Annotated in this window: 14 protein-coding genes; 9 read left to right on the forward strand and 5 right to left on the reverse strand. The window is 73.9% G+C overall.

Features of this window, described 5'->3' with window-relative positions; translation table 11 throughout:
* Positions 1-106 precede the first annotated feature (106 nt).
* A complete protein-coding gene (locus ACFXGA_RS06690; RefSeq protein ID WP_378084887.1) occupies positions 107-433 on the forward strand; it encodes a DUF1540 domain-containing protein in 327 nt (108 codons plus the stop codon).
* Between the two features lie 70 nt (positions 434-503).
* Here the strand turns inward: ACFXGA_RS06690 and ACFXGA_RS06695 are convergent, their stop codons facing one another.
* The 4 genes from ACFXGA_RS06695 to ACFXGA_RS06710 are packed head-to-tail and all read right to left on the reverse strand — an operon-like array spanning position 504 to position 4,843.
* Positions 504-986 (reverse strand): DoxX family membrane protein, encoded by a 483-nt coding sequence (locus ACFXGA_RS06695; RefSeq protein ID WP_378084888.1) that lies wholly within the window; start codon positions 984-986, stop codon positions 504-506.
* 32 nt (positions 987-1,018) lie between these two features.
* On the reverse strand, positions 1,019-2,635 hold the full coding sequence (locus ACFXGA_RS06700; RefSeq protein WP_378084889.1) for a hypothetical protein: 1,617 nt from the start codon (positions 2,633-2,635) through the stop codon (positions 1,019-1,021).
* 17 nt (positions 2,636-2,652) lie between these two features.
* Positions 2,653-3,639 carry an FkbO/Hyg5 family chorismatase gene (locus ACFXGA_RS06705; protein ID WP_378084890.1) on the reverse strand — a complete coding sequence of 329 codons (987 nt, stop codon included), beginning with the start codon at positions 3,637-3,639 and terminating at the stop codon, positions 2,653-2,655.
* Positions 3,640-3,664: 25 nt separating this feature from the next.
* Entirely contained in the window at positions 3,665-4,843 is a 1,179-nt protein-coding gene (locus tag ACFXGA_RS06710; protein ID WP_378084891.1) for a 3-deoxy-7-phosphoheptulonate synthase, read from the reverse strand.
* Positions 4,844-5,108: 265 nt separating this feature from the next.
* Here ACFXGA_RS06710 and ACFXGA_RS06715 point away from each other — a divergent pair, with 265 nt between their 5' ends.
* Genes ACFXGA_RS06715 through ACFXGA_RS06730 form a run of 4 tightly spaced genes read left to right on the forward strand, consistent with a single transcriptional unit; the run spans position 5,109 to position 8,106 of the window.
* Entirely contained in the window at positions 5,109-5,666 is a 558-nt protein-coding gene (locus ACFXGA_RS06715; RefSeq protein ID WP_378084892.1) for a hypothetical protein, read from the forward strand.
* A complete protein-coding gene (locus tag ACFXGA_RS06720) occupies positions 5,663-6,877 on the forward strand; it encodes a sensor histidine kinase (RefSeq protein WP_378084893.1) in 1,215 nt (404 codons plus the stop codon). Before ACFXGA_RS06715 ends, ACFXGA_RS06720 begins: the two co-directional genes overlap by 4 nt.
* A complete protein-coding gene (locus ACFXGA_RS06725) occupies positions 6,874-7,575 on the forward strand; it encodes a response regulator (RefSeq protein ID WP_378084894.1) in 702 nt (233 codons plus the stop codon). Before ACFXGA_RS06720 ends, ACFXGA_RS06725 begins: the two co-directional genes overlap by 4 nt.
* Positions 7,576-7,632: 57 nt before the next feature.
* Positions 7,633-8,106, forward strand: a complete 474-nt coding sequence (locus tag ACFXGA_RS06730; protein WP_378084895.1) for a hypothetical protein — start codon at positions 7,633-7,635, stop codon at positions 8,104-8,106.
* 183 nt (positions 8,107-8,289) lie between these two features.
* Here ACFXGA_RS06730 and ACFXGA_RS06735 read toward each other — a convergent pair whose 3' ends face one another.
* The gene (locus ACFXGA_RS06735; RefSeq protein ID WP_378084896.1) at positions 8,290-11,361 is read right to left on the reverse strand and encodes a discoidin domain-containing protein; all 3,072 of its coding nucleotides are present in this window, start codon (positions 11,359-11,361) and stop codon (positions 8,290-8,292) included.
* A 245-nt stretch (positions 11,362-11,606) separates the two neighbouring features.
* Here ACFXGA_RS06735 and ACFXGA_RS06740 point away from each other — a divergent pair, with 245 nt between their 5' ends.
* The 4 genes from ACFXGA_RS06740 (at position 11,607) to ACFXGA_RS06755 (ending at position 18,299) form a co-directional block, all read left to right on the forward strand.
* Entirely contained in the window at positions 11,607-13,286 is a 1,680-nt protein-coding gene (locus tag ACFXGA_RS06740) for an FAD-dependent oxidoreductase (protein ID WP_378084897.1), read from the forward strand.
* Positions 13,283-14,731, forward strand: a complete 1,449-nt coding sequence (locus ACFXGA_RS06745) for an ATP-binding protein (RefSeq protein WP_378084898.1) — start codon at positions 13,283-13,285, stop codon at positions 14,729-14,731. The genes ACFXGA_RS06740 and ACFXGA_RS06745 overlap by 4 nt, the downstream gene beginning before the upstream one ends.
* A gap of 276 nt (positions 14,732-15,007) precedes the next feature.
* Positions 15,008-17,776, forward strand: a complete 2,769-nt coding sequence (locus ACFXGA_RS06750) for a BTAD domain-containing putative transcriptional regulator (protein ID WP_378084899.1) — start codon at positions 15,008-15,010, stop codon at positions 17,774-17,776.
* 121 nt (positions 17,777-17,897) lie between these two features.
* Positions 17,898-18,299, forward strand: coding sequence for a hypothetical protein (locus tag ACFXGA_RS06755; RefSeq protein ID WP_378084900.1), 402 nt, complete (start codon positions 17,898-17,900; stop codon positions 18,297-18,299).
* Positions 18,300-18,312: the final 13 nt, after the last annotated feature.

The raw sequence follows: 18,312 nt of genomic DNA on the forward strand, positions 1-18,312 counted from the left end.
GCGCGACGGCTTTAGGTTAGCCTCGCCTCAATGATTTCGTGTTGCGGTGCCGGGTGGCCGGTGGCACCGTCCGAGGTGAGCCGAACTGCTGTCCGAAGGAGCGGTCATGACCACCACGGAAATGCCGGCCGTCAGCGAGTGCACGGTCACGGGTTGTTCGTACAACCACGATGGTTGTCACGCTTTCGCGATCACGGTGAACGGCGCGAACGGCGCGGCCGACTGCGGGACGTTCATCCCGCTGGCCCGCAAGGGCGGGCTGCCGAAGGTCGTCGCGCAGGTCGGCGCGTGCTCCCGGACGGACTGCGTCCACAACGCCGAGCTGGAGTGCACGGCGTCCGACGTGCGGGTCGGCCCCGGCCAGGGCAGCCACGCCGCCAACTGCCTCACCTACACCCGCAGGGCGGACGCGACGAGCCCGGCGGTGTCCTGACCCGCGCGGACGACCGCCGGCCGGTCAGCACCCCTCAGAGCTGACCGACCGGCGGGCCGCTGACGGCGGGTCAGCGCCGTCGGCGGTGGTGCCGCACCACCACGAGCGCGGCGGTCACCAGCACCAGGTTCTTCACCACGAACTCGCCCGTGGTGCTCAACAGCAGCGGGTTGCCGCGCTGGAACGCCTGCGCCGGCTGCACCACCAGCACCAGGAACGTGCCCAGCAGGTGCAGCGCCACCAGCGCCGCGACCAACCGCACCCGCACCGCGACGACCAGCGTCGCGCCCGCCAGCACCTCGAACACGCCCACCGCGGGCACGAACCACGAGCCGGGCAGGAACGGCACGGTGGCGGCGACCAGGTCGCGCACCGGCGAGGCGCCGGCGACCTTCAGCGCGCCGAACCACACGAACACCACGCCCAGGGCGATCCGCAGCAGCGGCACGCTCCGGTCCAGCACCGCGTCCGCCAGGCGCGACACCCGGTCGGCGGGCGTCGGCCGCGGTCGGTCGGGCCGGACGTCCGGCGGTCTGGTGAGTTCACTGGTCATCGGTCGGTTCCCCCCATCGTCGGTCTTGCCGGTCAGGCTTCGGTCCGGCGCGCGGCGGTGAGCGAGCGGCCCAGCGAGCGCAGCCGCTCGTCGGTCCGCAGCACCTGCTCGGCGACCACGTCCAGCGCCCGGTCCAGGTGCGGTCGCACGGTCAGCGGCCACTCCACGCCGGCCGCCCGGTCGCGGGCGTCCGCCGTGGCCTCCGGGAACGCCGCGGCCACCGCGTACACCACCGCGCCGAGCACCGCGTCCAGCACCAGCTCCGGCAGCATCGACGTGACCAGGTTCGGCAGGTGGCCCGCCTGCTCGGCGGCGTCGCGCGGCCGCCACGGGTCCAGGTGCGGCCGGACCGCCTCCCACAGGCCCGGGTCGACCGCGCCGACGCCGTACCGCCCGGCCCACTGCAGGGTGTCCGCCCTGGTCACCGTGGCCGCGAGCACCTCCCGGACGTCCGCGCCGATCCGCAGCAGCTCCGCCAGGTCCAGGTCCTCCGGCGACCCCACCAGGGCGGGCCGCAGGTCCATGGCCACCCGGTGGTGCCAGCGCGCCTCCCACACCGCCCGCCACCACATCGCCTCCTGCGTGGCCGGTCGCGCCAGCCACACCGCGATGTTGCGGAAGTAGGACTTGATCTCCTCGTACGCGGCCCGGCCCTCCGCCGACGCGGCGAACCCGACGCTCTTGACCGGGTCGTTCGGCACCGTGGGGTCGCCGACCAGGTTGACGTTGAAGAAGTGGTGCCACGTGGCGTCCACCGACACCCGGCCCACGCCGACCTGGTGGCCGTCGTACGCGCCGATCGCGCCGAACGTGGTCGCGTTCAGCCGGCCCTTGCGCAGGTCGCGCTCGGCGGGCCGGGCGTTGAGCGTGGACCACGCCACGACCTCCGGCGCGAGCCCCGCCGGGTACTCGGTCATCTCGTACCCGGCGAAGGTGAACGACCGGGTCAGGTCGTCCGGCACGTAGCACTCGCCCTCGTGCGGGTGGTCGGGCAGCACGCGGATCGTGCCGCGCGGCCCGCACAGCAGCGGGTGCGGGTACGCCTGGTGCGCCCACTTCGGCGAGTCCGACGTGGCGTACATCCGGGGCGTGATCACCTGCGGCACGTCATCGGACTGGTCGTTGAACTGGAACATCGGGTCCCGGCCCTCCGACAGCGTGTCGTGGCGGTCCGGGCCGTCGATCGACGGCGCGACCGGCTCCCCGAAGGGGCCGGGCTGCGGCCAGTGCCACTTGCGCATGCTGCGCACCCGCGGCAGGTCGCCGCACATCGAGACGCCCAGGTCCTCGTGGTCGCCGGTGGCGAACACGCCGCCACCGCCGTCCATGAACTCGGCGAGCGCCCGCAGCTCGGTCTGCTCCAGCGGGGGCCGGGGCGCGCGGGCCACGCCGAACAACCAGATCTGGTCGTACTGCGCCAGGTCGTGCCCGTCGAACCGGAAACCCTGCAGGTCGGCGGACAGCGCGGGCAGGTTCTCCTCGCGGTGGGCCTTGGTCACCTCGAACCGGGCCCACGACGAGGTCGGCTGCTCCAGCACGTCCACGAGCGTCGCCAGGCCGAAGTCGGCCCTGTCGAAACCGGCCGTCCCGTCGGCGACCATCAGGATGCGGATCGGGTCGGGCTCGGCGAGGACCGACGTGTTGGCCATGGGTGCTTCCTCTCGGGTCACGGGACCATCCCTTCGATTTCCACCAGCAGGTCCGGGCGGCAGACGTCGACGGTGAAGACCGCCAGGTCGGCGCGCCGGGAGAACTCGTCGCGGCACAGCCGCAGGACGGTGGGCACGTCCTCGGGCCGCTTGACGTAGACCTTGATCGCCCGCAGGTCGTGCAGCGCGTTGCCGCCCTCGATGCCGTGGCGGGCGAGGTTCTCCGCCCCGATCAGGGCGGCGATGTTGGCCAGCGTCACCTGGGTCTGGCGGGCGACGTCGCCGACGCCGACGGTGGCGTGGTCGAGGATGCTGGCCGTGCCGGACACGTACAGCGAGCCGCGACCGCCCTCCGGGGCGAGGTAGGTGGCCCGGGCGAAGCTCGGCGACCTCGGCCCGTACTGCGCCGGGTACTCGTGCGCGGGCACCTGCAACGGGTTCTCCAGGTGCACGGCCCGGTGGGACCGGTGCGCCAGGAAGTAGAACGCGATGCCGCCGCCCAGCGCCCCGATGCCGGTCGACGCCGGCATGGCGTGCCCGCGCTCGTCGAACGCCCGGCCGCGGCCGACGCAGAAGTCCCGGTAGACCTCGGTGCCGAAGGCGTCCAGGTCGGTGATGCCGTCCAGCATGTTCCACATCCGGAACACGTTGCGGTAGCCCAGGCGCTCGACCAGGTCGAACGCTGCCAGGTACGCCCGGCGCGTCGCCTCGCCGCAGTCCACCGACGGGCCGATCCACCCGGCGCAGAACAGCACCTCGTCGTCGTGCGCGTAGAGCAGCCCCCGGTGCTCGCCGACGCGCACCGGCCGGCCCTCGGTGTGCCAGACCTCGACCACCTCGGGCTCGCCCGGCCGCACCATGTGCAGCGGGAGGACCGGTCGGCCGTGCTCCCACCGCGGTGGACCGGCCTGGGCCGAGTAGTGGACGGCCCCCAGCACGGTGTCACCGGCCAGGCCGGCGAAGTCCTCCGCCGTCCGGAACGCGCACGGTGGTGTCGCGATCACGTTGCCACGCAATGTCTTCTCCCCCTCAGGAGTGGGCCGAGCGCCACGCCGCGATCACGGCGAGCGCCTGGTCCGGGTTGAGCCGGGGGTCGCAGAGGCTCGTGTACGGGCCGGTGGGGAACCCGTCCCACCCGCACTCCTCGACCTCGTCCGGCGTGGTTTCCAGGTGCAGGCCGCCGGCCACCCCGCCGGCGACGTGCACGGTCGCCAGGAAGTCCGCGACCTCGCGGACCACCGTGTCGACCAGTCGGGTCTTGCGGCCGTCGGGCGCGACGACCGTGTTGCCGTGCATCGGGTCGCACAGCCAGATCACCGGGTGGCCCGCCGCCCGGACCGCGGCCACCAGGCCCGGCAGCAGCCCGGACACCCGGTCCGCGCCGAGCCGGGCGATCAGCGTCAGCCGGCCGGGCTCGCGGTCCGGGTCCAGCCGCTCGCACAGCGCCAGCAGCTCGTCCCGCCCCAGGCCCGGCCCGACCTTGCAGGCCACCGGGTTGGCGACCGACGCGAGCAGCCGGACGTGCGCGCCGTCCACGGCCCGGGTCCGGTCGCCGACCCACGGCCAGTGCGTGGACGTGAGCAGCGGGACGCCCCGGTCGTCCAAGCGCACGAGCGGCAGCTCGTAGTCCAGGACCAGCGCCTCGTGGCTCGTCCACAGCGCCGGGTGCCGGCGGCGCAGGTGCGCCGCGGCCGACCGCGCCGCGTGGTAGCCGGCGATCAGCCGCGCCGGGTCGGCCTGCCTGGCCCGCGCGTCCGGCTGCGGCGCGTTGACCAGGTCGCCCCGGTACACCGGCAGCTCGACGCCGTCGACCACCTCGGTCGGCCGCGACCGCGGCTTGGCGAACTGCCCGGCCAGCCGGCCGACCCGCACCACCGGGCGGTCACCGCCCAGCGCCCCGGCCAGCCGGTCCACCAGCGCCGCCTTGCGCGACACGGGCCCCGGACCGCACTCGGCGAACGGCTCGGCGCAGTCACCGGCCTGCACCACGAGCCGCCGACCGGCCGCGACCTCGGCCAGCTCGGACCGCAGCGCGGCGACCTCGGCCGCCGTGACGAGGCCCGGCAGCCGCGCCAGGCGGGCGCGGAAGGCCCGCGCCCGGCGGTCGGGCCACGGCGGCTGCTGCGCGGCCGGCAGCGATCCCCAGGCTGCCGCCGCCCACTCGGACGACGCCCTCGCGTCGTTGCGCGGAACGGGTTCCGTGGACACTCTCGGACCTCCGTCGATCAATTTCCCCCGGCTGGTTTCGTGGACAATGGTTCCGATTCGCGCGGGTCTTTTCGTCGGTCCGGGGGAGGATTCACGCGGTCCGCTTTCCCGTGCTGCGTCGCCCGATCGAGGTAAACCGGCAGGGGGATCGTCAAGCTACGACGCCGGGTGGACGATATGTCGCAGAGGGGGTGATCCCATTGTTCGCGACCGCTCGGGAAATGGCGGCGCGTCGAACGCGGGGTCGCGGGACGGGGGAGGAAAAGTGACGGGTTCCAACGTGCCTCTGGTGGTGTCGGTCCAGGCACACGGATTCGAGGAGAAGCCCTGGGAGGGCCACCTGGCCACCGGGGTGCTGGTGGCGCCGGACGAGGTGCTGGTGCCGTCCGCGCCGGCGGAGCTGGCCGAGGCGACCGGGGGGCTCGACCTGCTCCTGCTGCCGCTGCCGCTCGACGAGGGGCGGCGGATCGAGCGGCTGCCCGTCGAGGGCGTGCTGCTGTCCGCCACCCGCGAGGGCGGCGACGAGCGGCTGGCCGTGCTGCGGGTGGGCAACCCGTCGCGGCACGCGCCGCAGGTGCGGCCGTTCCGCGGCACGGACCTGGACGAGGCCGTGCGCGCGCACGACGGCGACCTGTGGGCGGCGCTGGAGGCCGTCGACGCGGTGTCGCCGGGCGTGCGGGACGCGATCACGCCGGACCTGCTGCGGCAGGCGGCCGCGGTCGAGGAGGCGCAGCGCGCGCCCCGCCGCGACGAGCACTCGTTGGCGCCCGGACCGGCGTCGCTGTGCCCGGTCATCAAGGCGTGCATCCTCCCCACGTCATGAGCGGGAGGCGCACCGGGTGGTTGTCCCGGCAGGTCGCGGTCGACGTCGCGCTGGCGGCGTCGACCGCGGCGCTGGACCTCATGCTGTTCTCCACGATCAGCAACGAGAAGTCCGCCGGCGTGAACCACCTGCCGGCCATCGTCGTCACCCTGACCGGCTTCCTGGCCCTGTGCGTCCGCCGCCGGTACCCGGTGCCGGTGTTCGGCGTGGTGTGGGCGTGCGCGGTGCTCGCCGCCCCGGTGAGCGGGATGGACTTCACGCCGACGGCGACGCCGTGCGTCGCGCTGTTCACCGTCGCGCTGCACCGGCCGAGCCGGGTCGCGATCGTCGCGCTGTTCGCGTGCGCGGTGCCCGCGTTGACGTCCGCGCTGCTGGAGGCCCGGTCGCGGACGCACGACGAGGCCGTGGTGGCGATGTACGCCACGCTGGTGTTCAACCTGATGCTCTACGGCTGCGTCTGGGCGGGCGGGCGGTGGGCCAGGCTGAGCCGGCAGCACGCCGACGACCTGGAGTTCCGCCGCCGTGTCGAGGCGCACGAGGCGGTGCTGGGGGAGCGCACCCGGATCGCCCGCGAGCTGCACGACATCGTGGCGCACTCGGTGACCGTGATGGTGCTGCAGGCGGCGGGCGCGCGGCGGGTGCTCGACAGCGACCCGGCGCGGGTGCGCGACGCGCTCGGCCACATCGAGGACGCCGGCGAGCAGGCGATGGGGGAGCTGCGCCGGATGCTGACCGCGCTGCGGCTCAGCGACGACGACGGGACGGCGGACGGCGTGACCGGCCGCCCCCAACCCGGCCTGGCCGACGTGCGGCACCTGGTCGGCACGATCTCGGCGGCGGGCGTGCGGGTGCACACGCGGGTGGAGGGCGAGCCGCGCCGGCTGGCGGCGAGCGTGGACCTCGCCGCGTACCGCGTGGTGCAGGAGGCGTTGACGAACGTGACGAAGCACGTCGGTCCGGGCGCGGAGGTGGACGTGCGGCTGCGGTGGGAGGCGGAGGAGTTGGTCGTGGAGGTCGCGGACAACGGGCGGGGGCGGCGGCCGGAGCGCGCGCTGTCGACCCACCAGGGGCTCGTGGGGCTGCGGGAGCGGCTGGGGATCGTCGGGGGGAGGTTGGCGGCGGTGCCGCAGGCGGCGGGCGGGTTCCGGGTGACGGCCGTGCTGCCGGTCGTCGGCCCGGTGGCGGACGAGACCGTCCGCGAACCCCGGTGATCCGGGTGATGCTGGTGGACGACCAGCCACTGGTGCGGGCGGGGCTCGCGATGCTGCTCGACGCCGAGCCCGACATCGAGGTCGTGGCCGAGGCCGACGAGGGGGCCGGCGCGGTGGCGCGGGCCGTCGAGCTGCACCCCGACGTGGTGCTGATGGACGTGCGGATGCCCGGCGTGGACGGGGTGGAGGCCACGCGGCGGATCATCGACGCCGACCCGGCGGGGGAGGACCACGCCACCAAGATCATCATTCTGACGACGTACCACGTGGACGAAGCCGTGTACGCGGCGCTGCGGGCGGGCGCGTCGGGGTTCCTGCTCAAGGACGCGGTGCCGAGGGAGCTGGTCGACGCGGTGCGCACGGTGGCGTCCGGCGAGGCGTGGCTGGACCCGACCGTCGCGAAAGGACTGATCCGCGAGTTCGCCGCCCGGCCCCGCAACCAGATGCCGACGTCGGCGGAGATGGGGGAGCTGACCGCGCGGGAGCGGGAGGTGCTGGTGCTCGTCGCGCACGGGTTGTCGAACCCGGAGATCGCCGCGCACCTCGTGGTGGGCGAGGCGACGGTGAAGACGCACCTGGGCCGGATCCTGATGAAGCTCGGGCTGCGGGACCGGGCGCAGGCGATCGCGGCGGCGTACCACAGCGGGCTGGTCGCGCCGGGCAGCAGCCCGCCGCCGCCCGCCGGCCGTCCGTCTTGACCGTTACGGTGGGTTCGGCGCGGGTGTCGGGGCGGGGTGGCGCGGTACCGTGGACGGGTGCGCATCCTCCCGCGCCGGGCACACCGCCGTGCCGTGCCGACGAGCGTGATGCTCGACCCGGCCACGGCCGAACTCGTGCGGCTGGGCGCGTTGCTGGAGGTCGTGGTGCAGGCCGTGGCGTTGCAGGCCAGGGCCGAGGCGGTGATCGTGAGCTGCGCGCAGCCCGGCGACACGTCGTGGGAGATCGCGCGCACCGGGCGTGCCGTGGCGGGCCAGTACGGGCGGCTGACCGGCTGGGCGGCGGACCTCGTGTGGCAGACCGACCGCCCCCCGCCGCCGCAGCGGGTCGTGGAACTGCTGCGCTACCACCTGGGCATGCTGGACTGCGCGCTGAAGCTCGCGTTCCCCCGTTACCGCTCGGAACGCCTGGAACGCCGCCGCCTGGCGATGACGGGCCTGGGCGCACCGGCCCGCGAACTGCGCGACCTGGAAACCACCCTGCGCACCCGAATCACCACCCTGACCACGTGAGTCCTACGTCCAGAACGCGCGTGTCCTACGTCCGGAACGCGCGTGTCCTACGTTGGGAACGCGTGTGTCCTACGTTCGCGTACCCCGAGTTGAACATTCAGGACGACCGGCCTTGTTCCGAATGCTCAACTCGGGTGTTCCGAACGTAGGACACGCGTGACGCGAACGTAGGACTCGCGCGGGTCAGAAGGTGGTGCGGCCGTAGTTGTAGGGGTAGAGGGGGTTGCCGTAGGTGGTGGGGACCGGTTGGCCCGCGTCGATGCGGGCGCGGATCTCGGCACGTTGGGCGGCGGTCGCGCCGAGGTCGTAGGGCAGGTCCCAGTGCTCCACGGCGTCGGCCGGGACGTCCGTGCCGCCCGGACGCAGGACGTCGGACAGGGCACGCGGCAGTTGCCACGGCAGCCTGCCGGTCGGCGTGTAGTCGCCGAACAGGAGCGAGGCCAGGGCCGGACCCATCTCCTCACCGCCGCGGTACGTCACCACGATCGCGCTCGCCAGGTCGTGCCACTCCGTGATCACGTACGGCCGCGGCAGCACCAGGGCCACGACCACCGGGATGCCCTGGCGGTGGAAGTCCTGGATCAGCGCCAGCTGGTCCGGCGGCAGGTACGGCTGCTCCTTCGGCCAGCTCGTCGCGTGCGTGTACGACGTCTCGCCGACCGCCACGATCGCGAGCTTCGGCGACGGCCCCGTGTCCTTGTGCACGTTCACCCCCGCCTGCGCGGCACGGGCGCGGATCGCCTCCAGCATCGTCTGCGACCCGTACTCCTGGTGGAAGTAGCTGGTCCAGATGCAGCACGCGGCGGTGTCGTCGGCCCGCGGCCCGGCCACCACGATGTTGTCGCCCCGGTTCAGCCGCACGGGCAGCACGCCGTTGGTGTTCTTCAACAACGTCATCGCCTCGCGCGACGCCTGGTTCGCCAGCGCCGCGTACTCCGGCTTGTGGAACCGGTACGGGCCGTTGACCGGGTCGCCGTACGGGTTCTCGAAGATCCCGAGCTTGAACTTCAGCCGCAGCACGCGCCGCACCGCGTCGTCGATCCGCGCCGCGGGCACCGCCGAGGTGAACCCGGCGATGGTGAACCCGGGCGCACCGGGGTCCGCCCCGCCCATCACGTCCGACCCGGCGTTCGCCGCGCCGACCCACGAGCCCGACGGCAACCAGTCGGTCGTGATCAAGCCGGTGTAGCCGAGGTTCTGCCGCAGGTACGCGAGGATCTTCGCGCTGTCGCCCGCGCCCGGCCCGCCCGGGTCGAGCAGCGAGCTGCCCGCGTACCCCGGCATGATGTTGACCGCGCCCGCCTCCATCGCGGCCCGGAACGGCGCGACGTGGTACTTGATCGTCACGTTGTCGAACACGATCAGCGCCTCGCCGCCCGCGCCCTCGCCCGGCCAGTGCTTCACCGTCGCCAGCACCGACGCCGGGTTCAGCTCCGGCCCGCCCTGCAACCCGGCCACCAGCGCGCGCACCTGGGCCGACGCGACCTCCGAGCTCTCGCCGTTGCCCTCCTGGATGCGCGGGTACAGCACCTTCGTGCCCACCTCGGCCAACGGCCCGAGCACACCGCGCGTGCCGACCTCCAGCTGCTCGCGCCGCTGCATGTCGCCGAGCTTGTAGTCCAGCGGGTAGTTCTTCGCCGCCGCCAACGCGCTCTGCAACGGGAACGTCGTCTTGTACCCGGCGATCGTGTCACCCGCCGACACGAACGGGATGCCGAGCCGCGTCCCGCTCGACCCCAGCAACGCCGCGTGCAGGTCCTGTGCCTCCGCCGGCCCGAAGTGCCACCCCGACCGGGGGAACGCCTGGGCGTTGTAGAACATCTGGTACGCCTTCTCCTCGATCGTCATCCGACCGAGCAGGTCGTTCACCCGCGTCTCCACGGGCTGCCGCCAGTCCTCGTACGGCTCGATCGTGCCGTTCTTGTTCAGGTCACGGCTGCCGTTCACCACCCGCACGCCGTCCGCCACGGTCGTCACCGTCGGCAGGTACAGGCTGAACGTGCGGATGTTCGACGCGCTCGTGGCCCCCGCGCCGTCCACCGCCACCACGAACCACTTGTACGTCCACCGGTCGGTGATGTCCCACGACGGCGTGTAGCTCGTGCCCGTCGGTTCCGCGACCTTGGTGTAGAGGTCGATCAGGTTGCCCGATGCGGTGAAGTCGTAGTCCGTGCGGCTGATGTTCAGCCACACCTGGTAGCGCACCGCACCCGGCACCGCCGCCCACGAGAACACCGGCCGGCGGGTGGTGGTGACCATCGCGTTGTCGGCGGGCGCGGACAGCGCGAACCGGCCGGTCACGGCGGGGGCCTTCGTCGGCGGCGACAACATCGGCGGGGTGCTCGCCGAGGTGTCCACCGTGCCGAACACCTGGAGTTCCCACAGCGACACGCCGTAGCCCGTGGCCCGCGCGGTGGCGAACAACCGCAGGTAACGACCCGTGCCGCTGACGGCGAGGCGTTCCGTGCCGCCCGCGCCGGTGGTGGTCGCGTAGACCTGCGTCCAGCTCACCGCGTCGTTCGACAGCTCGATCCGGTAGCCCTTGGCGTACGCGCCCTCCCAGTTCAGCACGACCTGGTTGACCGTCGCGACGCCGCCGAAGTCCACCCGCAGCCACTGGTCGTCGGCGAACTGGCTGGACCAGCGGGTGGTGGTGCGGCCGTCCAGCGCCGCGGCGGGCGCGTTGCCGCCCTCCCACGTGGAGGCCGTGACCTGCTTGTACTGCGAGATCGGCGTGCCGGACGGGTTGGGGCCGCCGGTGGTGCCGTAGACCTGGAACTCCCACAGCGAGTAGCCGTAGCCGGTGGCGCGGGCCGTGCCGTACACCCGCACGTGCCGACCGGTGCCCGTGACGGCGATGTCCTGGGTCCCGCCGGTGGCGGCGGTCGCGGTGTGGATCGTGCTCCACGTGACGCCGTCGGTGGAGGTCTGGAGCTGGAACGCGGTCGCGTACGCGGCCTCCCAGGTCAGCACCACGCGGTCGAGCGCCGCGGTCGCGCCGAGGTCCACGCTCACCCACTGCGGGTCGGTGAACGCGCTGGACCAGCGGGTGCCCGCGTTGCCGTCGGTGGCGGCGGACGCGGGGGTGCCCGCGTTCTCGACGGAGGAGGCGGTGGTCGGTTTGCCCTGCGACAGCAGGACTCCGGCCGCCCGCGCGTCGGGCGCGGTGGCGGCGAGCTGCCCCGCCACCAGGGCGGCGAGGACGGCGAGCAGGGGCAGGGCCCGGCGGCGTTGCCGGGCGAGCGCTTCGGGCATGGGGCGACTCCAGGCAGGGGGGAGCCGCGGCCGGTGTGCCGCCGGCCGCGGACCGTCGAGGGACTGTCGGGGAACTTCGGAGAGCGCTCTCCCACAGCGAACTTCACCCGCCGTGCCCTCGTCAAGGGCGCGGGCGACCGGTTCTCGCGGCCCCCGCGGCCCCGTTCCGGTCCGGACGTGAGCGCCCGGTCCCGGCATCGGCGCACCTCGGGAGGGCGGCCCCGGACCGCTGGTTCAATGTGGACATGACGACACCTCAGGTCGCCAGGCCGTCGATCCTGACCGTGGACGACGACCCGGGCGTGTCCCGGTCCGTGGCGCGCGACCTGCGCCGCAAGTACGGCGAGTCCTACCGGATCGTGCGGGCCGAGTCGGGCGCACAGGCGCTCGACGCGCTCCGCGAGATCAAGCTGCGCGGCGAGGAGGTCGCCGTGCTGCTGGCCGACTACCGGATGCCGGGCATGAGCGGCATCGAGTTCCTGGAAGCCGCGATGGACCTGTTCCCCGTGGCGCGCCGGGTGCTGCTCACCGCCTACGCCGACACCGACGCGGCGATCCGCGCGATCAACGTCGTGGACCTCGACCACTACCTGCTCAAGCCGTGGGACCCGCCGGAGGAGAAGCTGTACCCGGTGCTGGACGACCTGCTGAGCGCGTGGGCGGCGGCCGACCGCGGCCCGGTGCGGCAGGTCAGGGTCGTGGGGCACCGCTGGTCGTCGCGGTCCTACGAGGTCCGCGACTTCCTGGCCCGCAATTCGGTGCCGTTCCGCTGGCACGCCCTGGACGACGGCGACACCGAGGCGGGCCGGCTGCTCACCGCGTGCGGCGAGGACGGCGCCCGGCTGCCGGTGGTGATCACCCCGGACGGCGAGCCGCTGGTCGAGCCGTCGGACGCGGAGCTGGCCGCGCGGGTCGGCCTGACCACGCGGCCGTCCGCCGACTTCTACGACCTGATCGTGGTCGGCGGCGGTCCGGCGGGCCTGGGCGCGGCCGTCTACGGCGGGTCGGAGGGCCTGCGCACGGTGCTGGTCGAGCGCCGGGCCACCGGCGGCCAGGCGGGCACGAGCAGCCGGATCGAGAACTACCTGGGCTTCCCCGACGGCGTGTCCGGCGAGCAGCTGACCGACCGGGCGCGGCGGCAGGCGGTGAAGTTCGACGTCGAGGTGCTGACCGCGTGCGACGTGGTGGCGCTGGAGGCGCGGGGCGCGGCGCGGGTCGTGCGGCTGGACGACGGCACCGAGCTGGCCGCGCACACCGTCATCCTGGCCACCGGCGTGTCCTACCGCCGGCTCGACGCGCCCGGCTTGGGCGCGCTGACCGGCCGGGGCGTGTTCTACGGCGCGGCCACCACCGAGGGGCCCGGCTGCGCGGGGCAGGACGTCTACCTGGTCGGCGGCGCGAACTCGGCGGGCCAGGCGGCGCTGTACTTCGCCGCGCACGCCCGCCGCGTCGTGCTGGTGGTGCGCGGCGACTCCCTGGCCCGGTCGATGTCGCACTACCTGGTCGAACAGCTCGCCCGGGTGGACAACATCGAGGTGCTCACGTGCACCGAGGTCGTCGGTGGCACGGGCGAGCAGCACCTGGAGTCCGTGACGCTGCGCCACAACAAGACCGGCGAGACGACGACCGTGCCGACGTCCTGGCTGTTCGCGTTCATCGGGGCGGCGCCGCACACCGACTGGCTCGCGGGCACGCTGGCCCGCGACGAGCGCGGGTTCGTGCTCGCCGGGCCGGACCTGGTGGTCGACGGCCGCCCGCCGGCGGGCTGGGACCACGACCGGCCGCCCTACCACCTGGAGACCAGCCTGCCGGGCGTGTTCGTGGCCGGCGACGTGCGCGCGGACTCGGTCAAGCGGGTCGCCTCGGCGGTCGGCGACGGCGCGATGGCCGTGTCCCTGGTCCACCGCTACCTGGAGAAGTCGTGACGGAGAACCTGACGGTGGACGACCTGCGCCGGCTGTTCCTGTTCGAGCACCTGTCCGAGGAGCAGCTCGCCTGGCTCGTCGCGCACGGCCGGGTGGAGACCCACGCCGCGGGCACCCGGGTGCTGCGCGAGGGGCAGCCCGCGACCTGCTTCTACGTGCTGCTGGACGGCACGGTGGCGTTGAGCCGGGTGATCGGCGGCCATCGCGTGGAGACCAACCGCACCGACCACCGGGGCGCGTACTTCGGAGCCACGCAGGCGTACCTGGGCTCGGACGTCGAGGCCAGGACGGTCTACCAGATGACCGCCGACGCGGTGACCGACGTGCGGCTGTACCAGCTGCCGGCGCACGACTTCGGCGCGATGTTCCGCTCGTGGTTCCCGATGGCGATCCACCTGCTGGAGGGCCTGTTCTTCGGCATGCGCAACACCGAGCGGATCGTGAGCCAGCGGGAACGGCTGCTCGCGCTGGGCTCGCTGTCGGCCGGGCTGACCCACGAGTTGAACAACCCGGCCGCCGCCGCGGTGCGGGCCACCGGCGCGTTGCGGGAACGGGTCGCCGGGATGCGGCACAAGCTCGCGCTGCTGGCGAGCGGCTCGCTGGACCCGGCCACGCTGCCGGTGCTGGTGCGGTTGCAGGAGAGCGCGGTCGAGCAGGTCGCGAAGGCGCCGAAGCTCGGCCCGATGGAGACCGCCGACCTGGAGGACGAGGTCGCCGACTGGCTGGACGCGCACGGCGTGGCCGGCGGCTGGGACCTGGCGCCGGTGCTGGTCGCGGGCGGGCTCGACGTGGCGTGGCTGGACCGGGCGGCGGCGCTGTGCCCGCAGACCGCCACCGAGGCCGCGGTGCGCTGGCTGGCCTACACGGTCGAGACCGAGACGTTGATGAACGAGATCGAGGACGCCACCACCAGGGTGTCCGCGCTGGTCGGCGCGGCCAGGCAGTACTCCCAGGTCGACCGGGCGCCGTTCCAGGTCGTGGACGTGCACGAGCTGCTGGACTCCACGCTGGTGATGCTCGGCGGCAAGCTGGGCGACGGCGTGCGCGTGGTCAAGGACTTCGACCGCTCCCTGCCGCCGCTGCCCGCCTACCCGGCCGAGCTGAACCAGGTGTGGACGAACCTGGTCGACAACGCGGTGGCGGCGATGGCGGGCCGCGGCACGCTGACCGTGCGCACGTCCCGCGTCGGCGACGACCTCGTGGTGGAGGTCGGCGACACCGGCACGGGCATCCCGCCGGACGTGAAGGGCCGGATCTTCGAGCCGTTCTTCACCACCAAGGCGGTGGGCGAGGGCACCGGCCTGGGCTTGGACATCTCGTGGCGGATCGTGGTCGAACGCCACCACGGCGACATCCGGGTGGAGTCCGAACCGGGCGACACCCGCTTCCGCGTCCACCTGCCGCTGACCCCGCCGGCCGAGCGCTCCGGGACGGACGCCGGCTAAGCCGGGAGTCGCGGGCGGCGCATGCCCTGACCCGGTCGACCGCTCCAGAACGGCCGGGAGTCGTACGCGCGCGGGCGGCGTACTCCTGACCCCGCGCGCTGAGCCTCAGGACGGCCGCGCGTCGTGTGCGCGGGCGGGGCCCAGCGCGCTCAGCTCCAGGACGGCCGGGAAACCTGTGCGCGGGCGGCGCATTGTCCTGCGGCGATCTGGGGAAGTTCTCGAGTTCTTCTTGTCCGTGCGTGCCCGGACCGATACACCCTGTGACAGGGGGTGCGGATGTTGGTCGAGTTCCTGCTGCTCGGTGAGGTCCGCGCGCGGGTGGACGGGGTCGAGGTCGACCTGGGCCACGCGCGACAGCGGTGCGTGCTGGCGGCCCTGCTGGTGGAACCCAACCGGCAGCAGAGCCTGGACGTGCTGGTGGACCGGGTGTGGGGCGACCGGCCGCCCCGGCAAGCGCGGAACACGCTGTACGGGTACGTGTACCGCCTGCGGCAGGCGTTCGCGGACGTGCCCGGCGTCGCGATCGACCGCACGCAGGCCGGCTACCTGCTGCCGGTGGACGAGGACGCGGTGGACCTGCACCGCTTCCGCGGTTTGCTCCGGCGGGCGCGGGGCGAGGAGGACCGGGCGGCGCTGGCCTCGGTGGGCGGGGCGCTCGGGCTGTGGCGCGGTCCGGCGCTGGGCGGGCTGCGGGGCGAGTGGGCGGAGGCGGTGCGCCGCACGCTGGAGCAGGAGCGTTGGCAGGCCGTGCTGCACCGCAACGACCTCGCGTTGCGCCTCGGGCGGCACGCCGAGGTGATGGCGGAGCTGACCGCGCTGGCCGAGGAGAACCCGCTGGACGAAAAGCTGGCCGCCCAGGTGGTCGTGGCGCTGCACCGGTCGGGTCGGCAGGCCGACGCGCTGCACCACTACCAGGTGGTCCGTCGGCGGTTGGCCGAGGAGCTGGGCGCGGACCCGGGGCCGGAGCTGCGCGAGGCGCACCAGCGGGTGCTCGCGGGCGAGCCGACGGTCCGGGAGGAGGAGCGGCGGGAGGCCGTGCCGACGCCGCACGAGCTGCCGGCGGCGCCGAGGCTGTTCGTGGGGCGGGCGGACCAGCTCGCCCGGATCGACAAGGCGTTGGTCCCGTCCGGTGGCGCGTCGCCGGTGCTGGCGGTGGTGGGGCCGGCCGGGACGGGCAAGACGGCGTTGGCCCTGCACTGGGCGCACCGCGCCGTCGACCGGTTCCCCGACGGGCAGTTGTACGCGGACCTGCGCGGCTTCGACCCGGTCGGGCCTCCGGCGTCCCCCGCAGTGGTGATGGGCCGGTTCCTCGGCGCGTTGGGCGTGCCGCCGGCGTCCGTCCCGGCCGAGGTGGAGGCGCAGGCGGCGCTGTACCGCAGCGTCGTGGCGGGGCGTCGGTTGCTGGTGGTCCTGGACAACGCTCGCGACACCGACCAGGTGCTCCCGCTGCTGCCGGGCAGCGGCACCTGCACCGTGCTGGTCACCAGCCGGCACCGCCTCACCGGCCTGGCCGCCGCGCACGGTGTGCCGACGCTGGAGCTGGACGTGCTGCCCGACGCGGAGGGGCGGGAGCTGTTGGCCGGTCACGTCGGCGCGCAGCGGGTGCACGAGGCGCCCGACGCCGTCGACGCGCTGCTGGAGTGGTGCGCGGGGCTGCCGCTGGCCGTGGCCATCGTCGGCGCGCACGCCGCCGCGTACCCGGACTTCCCCCTCGGCGCGCTGGTCGCGGAGCTGCGCGAGGCCGACGGCTTGGCCCACGCGGGCGACACCGAGCTGAGCATGAGCCTGCACGCGGTGTTCACGTCGTCCTACCGGGTGCTGCCGCCGCCGGTCGCGCGGGCGTTCGCGGTGCTGGGGGTCGCGCCCGGTCCGGACATCTCCCTGCGGGCCGCGGCCGAGCTGCTGGACCAGCAGCCGCCGGCGGCGCGGCGGCTGCTGGCGCACCTGGAGACCTGGCACCTGCTGCGACAGCACGTGCCGGGCCGCTACCGGATGCACGACCTGGTCCGGCTCTACGCCGCCGAACGGGCACGTGACCGCGCGGACCAGGAGGAGGCGTTGCGGAGGGTCGTACTGCACTACGCCCGTGTCGGACGGGCCGCCGAGGGCGTGCTCTACCCGTACGAGCACCCTCCCGCGCTGGGTGAGCCGGTGCCCGCCGACGGCGTGTTCCCCGACGAGTCGAGCGCGTTGGCGTGGTTGGCATCGGAGTACGCGTGCCTGATCGCGGCCCAGGAACTGGCCGCGCGGCGCGGGTGGGACCGGGTCGTGTGGCAGTTGGCGTGGTCGCTGGACACGTTCCAGCGGCGCCAGGGCCTCGTCGACGACCAGGTGGCCGTGTGGCGGGCGGCGATGGCCGCCGCCGACCGCACGGGCGATCCCGACGCGCGGGCGTTGGCGTCCTGGAGGCTGGGCGCCGCACTTGCCCGCCGCGGTGTCGACCTCGTCGAGGCGTCCGGCCACCTCGACCGGGCGTTGGCGCTCGGTGGCGCGTCGGGCGACCTGTCCGGACAGGCCAACGCGCACCAGGCCCTGGCGTGGGTGCAGGAGCAACGGGGCGACGACGCGGCCGCGCTGGACCACGCCACGCGGGCGTTGGCGATGCTGCGCACGCTCGGCGTCGAGATGCGCGAGGCGCACGCCCTCAACCAGGCCGGGTGGTACGCCGCGAAGCTGCACGACCTGCCGCTGGCGCGGGCGCACTGCACGGCGGCGCTCGACCTGGCCCGCCGCCACGGCGACCTCGACGCCCGCGGGCGCACCCTGGACAGCCTCGGCTACATCGCCCACCTGGCGGGCGACCACGACGAAGCCGTGGCCCACTACGAGCAGGCGCTCGCCGACTTCCAGGAGGTCGGGTCCACCTACGACTACGCCGACACCCTGGAACGCCTGGCCGACAGCCACGCCGCCGCCAACCGCCACGACCAGGCCACCGCCGCCCGCCGCCGCGCCGTCTCGCTGTTCCTGGCCCAACACCGGACCGCCGACGCCGACCGCGTCGCCGCCCTGCTCGGCGACCCTCCCGGCACGCTCGACACCTGACCCCCCCGGAGCCACGGCGGCGATCCCAGATCCGCCCCAGCTTTCTCCCAAGCGCGAGGGCGAAGCTGAGGACCGCCGGAGGCGAGGGGTCTCCGGCAGCGGATCACAGGGGGACAAGCACATGCGAAAACTGCTGCTCGGAGCCGTGCCCGCCAGTGCGGCGCTGCTGCTCGGGCTCGTCGCCGCACCGGCCCACGCGGCGGAGAACCCGTTGTACACCACAGGCGCGAGGGCGTTCGTGAACACCTACTCCGGACAGGTCGAGGTGTGCGACACGCGGGCGGACGGCAGGCGGGCCGTGGCGCTGGCCGTCAACGTGACCCGGGGGAGGATCCTCGGCTACCCGGAGGACATGAACGGCGCCAACGGCTGCACCCCGCAAAGCGGTACGGGACAGGGTGCGGCGCTCGACCGGTTCTGGCACACGCCCAGCCGCAACGATGAGATCCGGCTCGAGGTGTGGATCCAGGACGGCGAGGGCGGCGCGCAGGAGAACTTCACCTGGACGACGCTGTACTACTGAACCGGGGGGTGGC

This window comes from Actinosynnema sp. NPDC059335, from assembly GCF_042752395.1.
Taxonomy (GTDB): domain Bacteria; phylum Actinomycetota; class Actinomycetes; order Mycobacteriales; family Pseudonocardiaceae; genus Actinosynnema.

Bases quoted from the DNA above. Each gene is read 5' to 3' on its own strand.
- ACFXGA_RS06690 (WP_378084887.1), top strand. From the start codon at position 107: ATGACCACCACGGAAATGCCGGCCGTCAGCGAGTGCACGGTCACGGGT.
- ACFXGA_RS06695 (WP_378084888.1), bottom strand. From the start codon at position 986: ATGACCAGTGAACTCACCAGACCGCCGGACGTCCGGCCCGACCGACCG.
- ACFXGA_RS06700 (WP_378084889.1), bottom strand. From the start codon at position 2,635: ATGGCCAACACGTCGGTCCTCGCCGAGCCCGACCCGATCCGCATCCTG.
- ACFXGA_RS06720 (WP_378084893.1), top strand. From the start codon at position 5,663: ATGAGCGGGAGGCGCACCGGGTGGTTGTCCCGGCAGGTCGCGGTCGAC.
- ACFXGA_RS06735 (WP_378084896.1), bottom strand. From the start codon at position 11,361: ATGCCCGAAGCGCTCGCCCGGCAACGCCGCCGGGCCCTGCCCCTGCTC.
- ACFXGA_RS06740 (WP_378084897.1), top strand. From the start codon at position 11,607: ATGACGACACCTCAGGTCGCCAGGCCGTCGATCCTGACCGTGGACGAC.
- ACFXGA_RS06750 (WP_378084899.1), top strand. From the start codon at position 15,008: ATGTTGGTCGAGTTCCTGCTGCTCGGTGAGGTCCGCGCGCGGGTGGAC.
- ACFXGA_RS06755 (WP_378084900.1), top strand. From the start codon at position 17,898: ATGCGAAAACTGCTGCTCGGAGCCGTGCCCGCCAGTGCGGCGCTGCTG.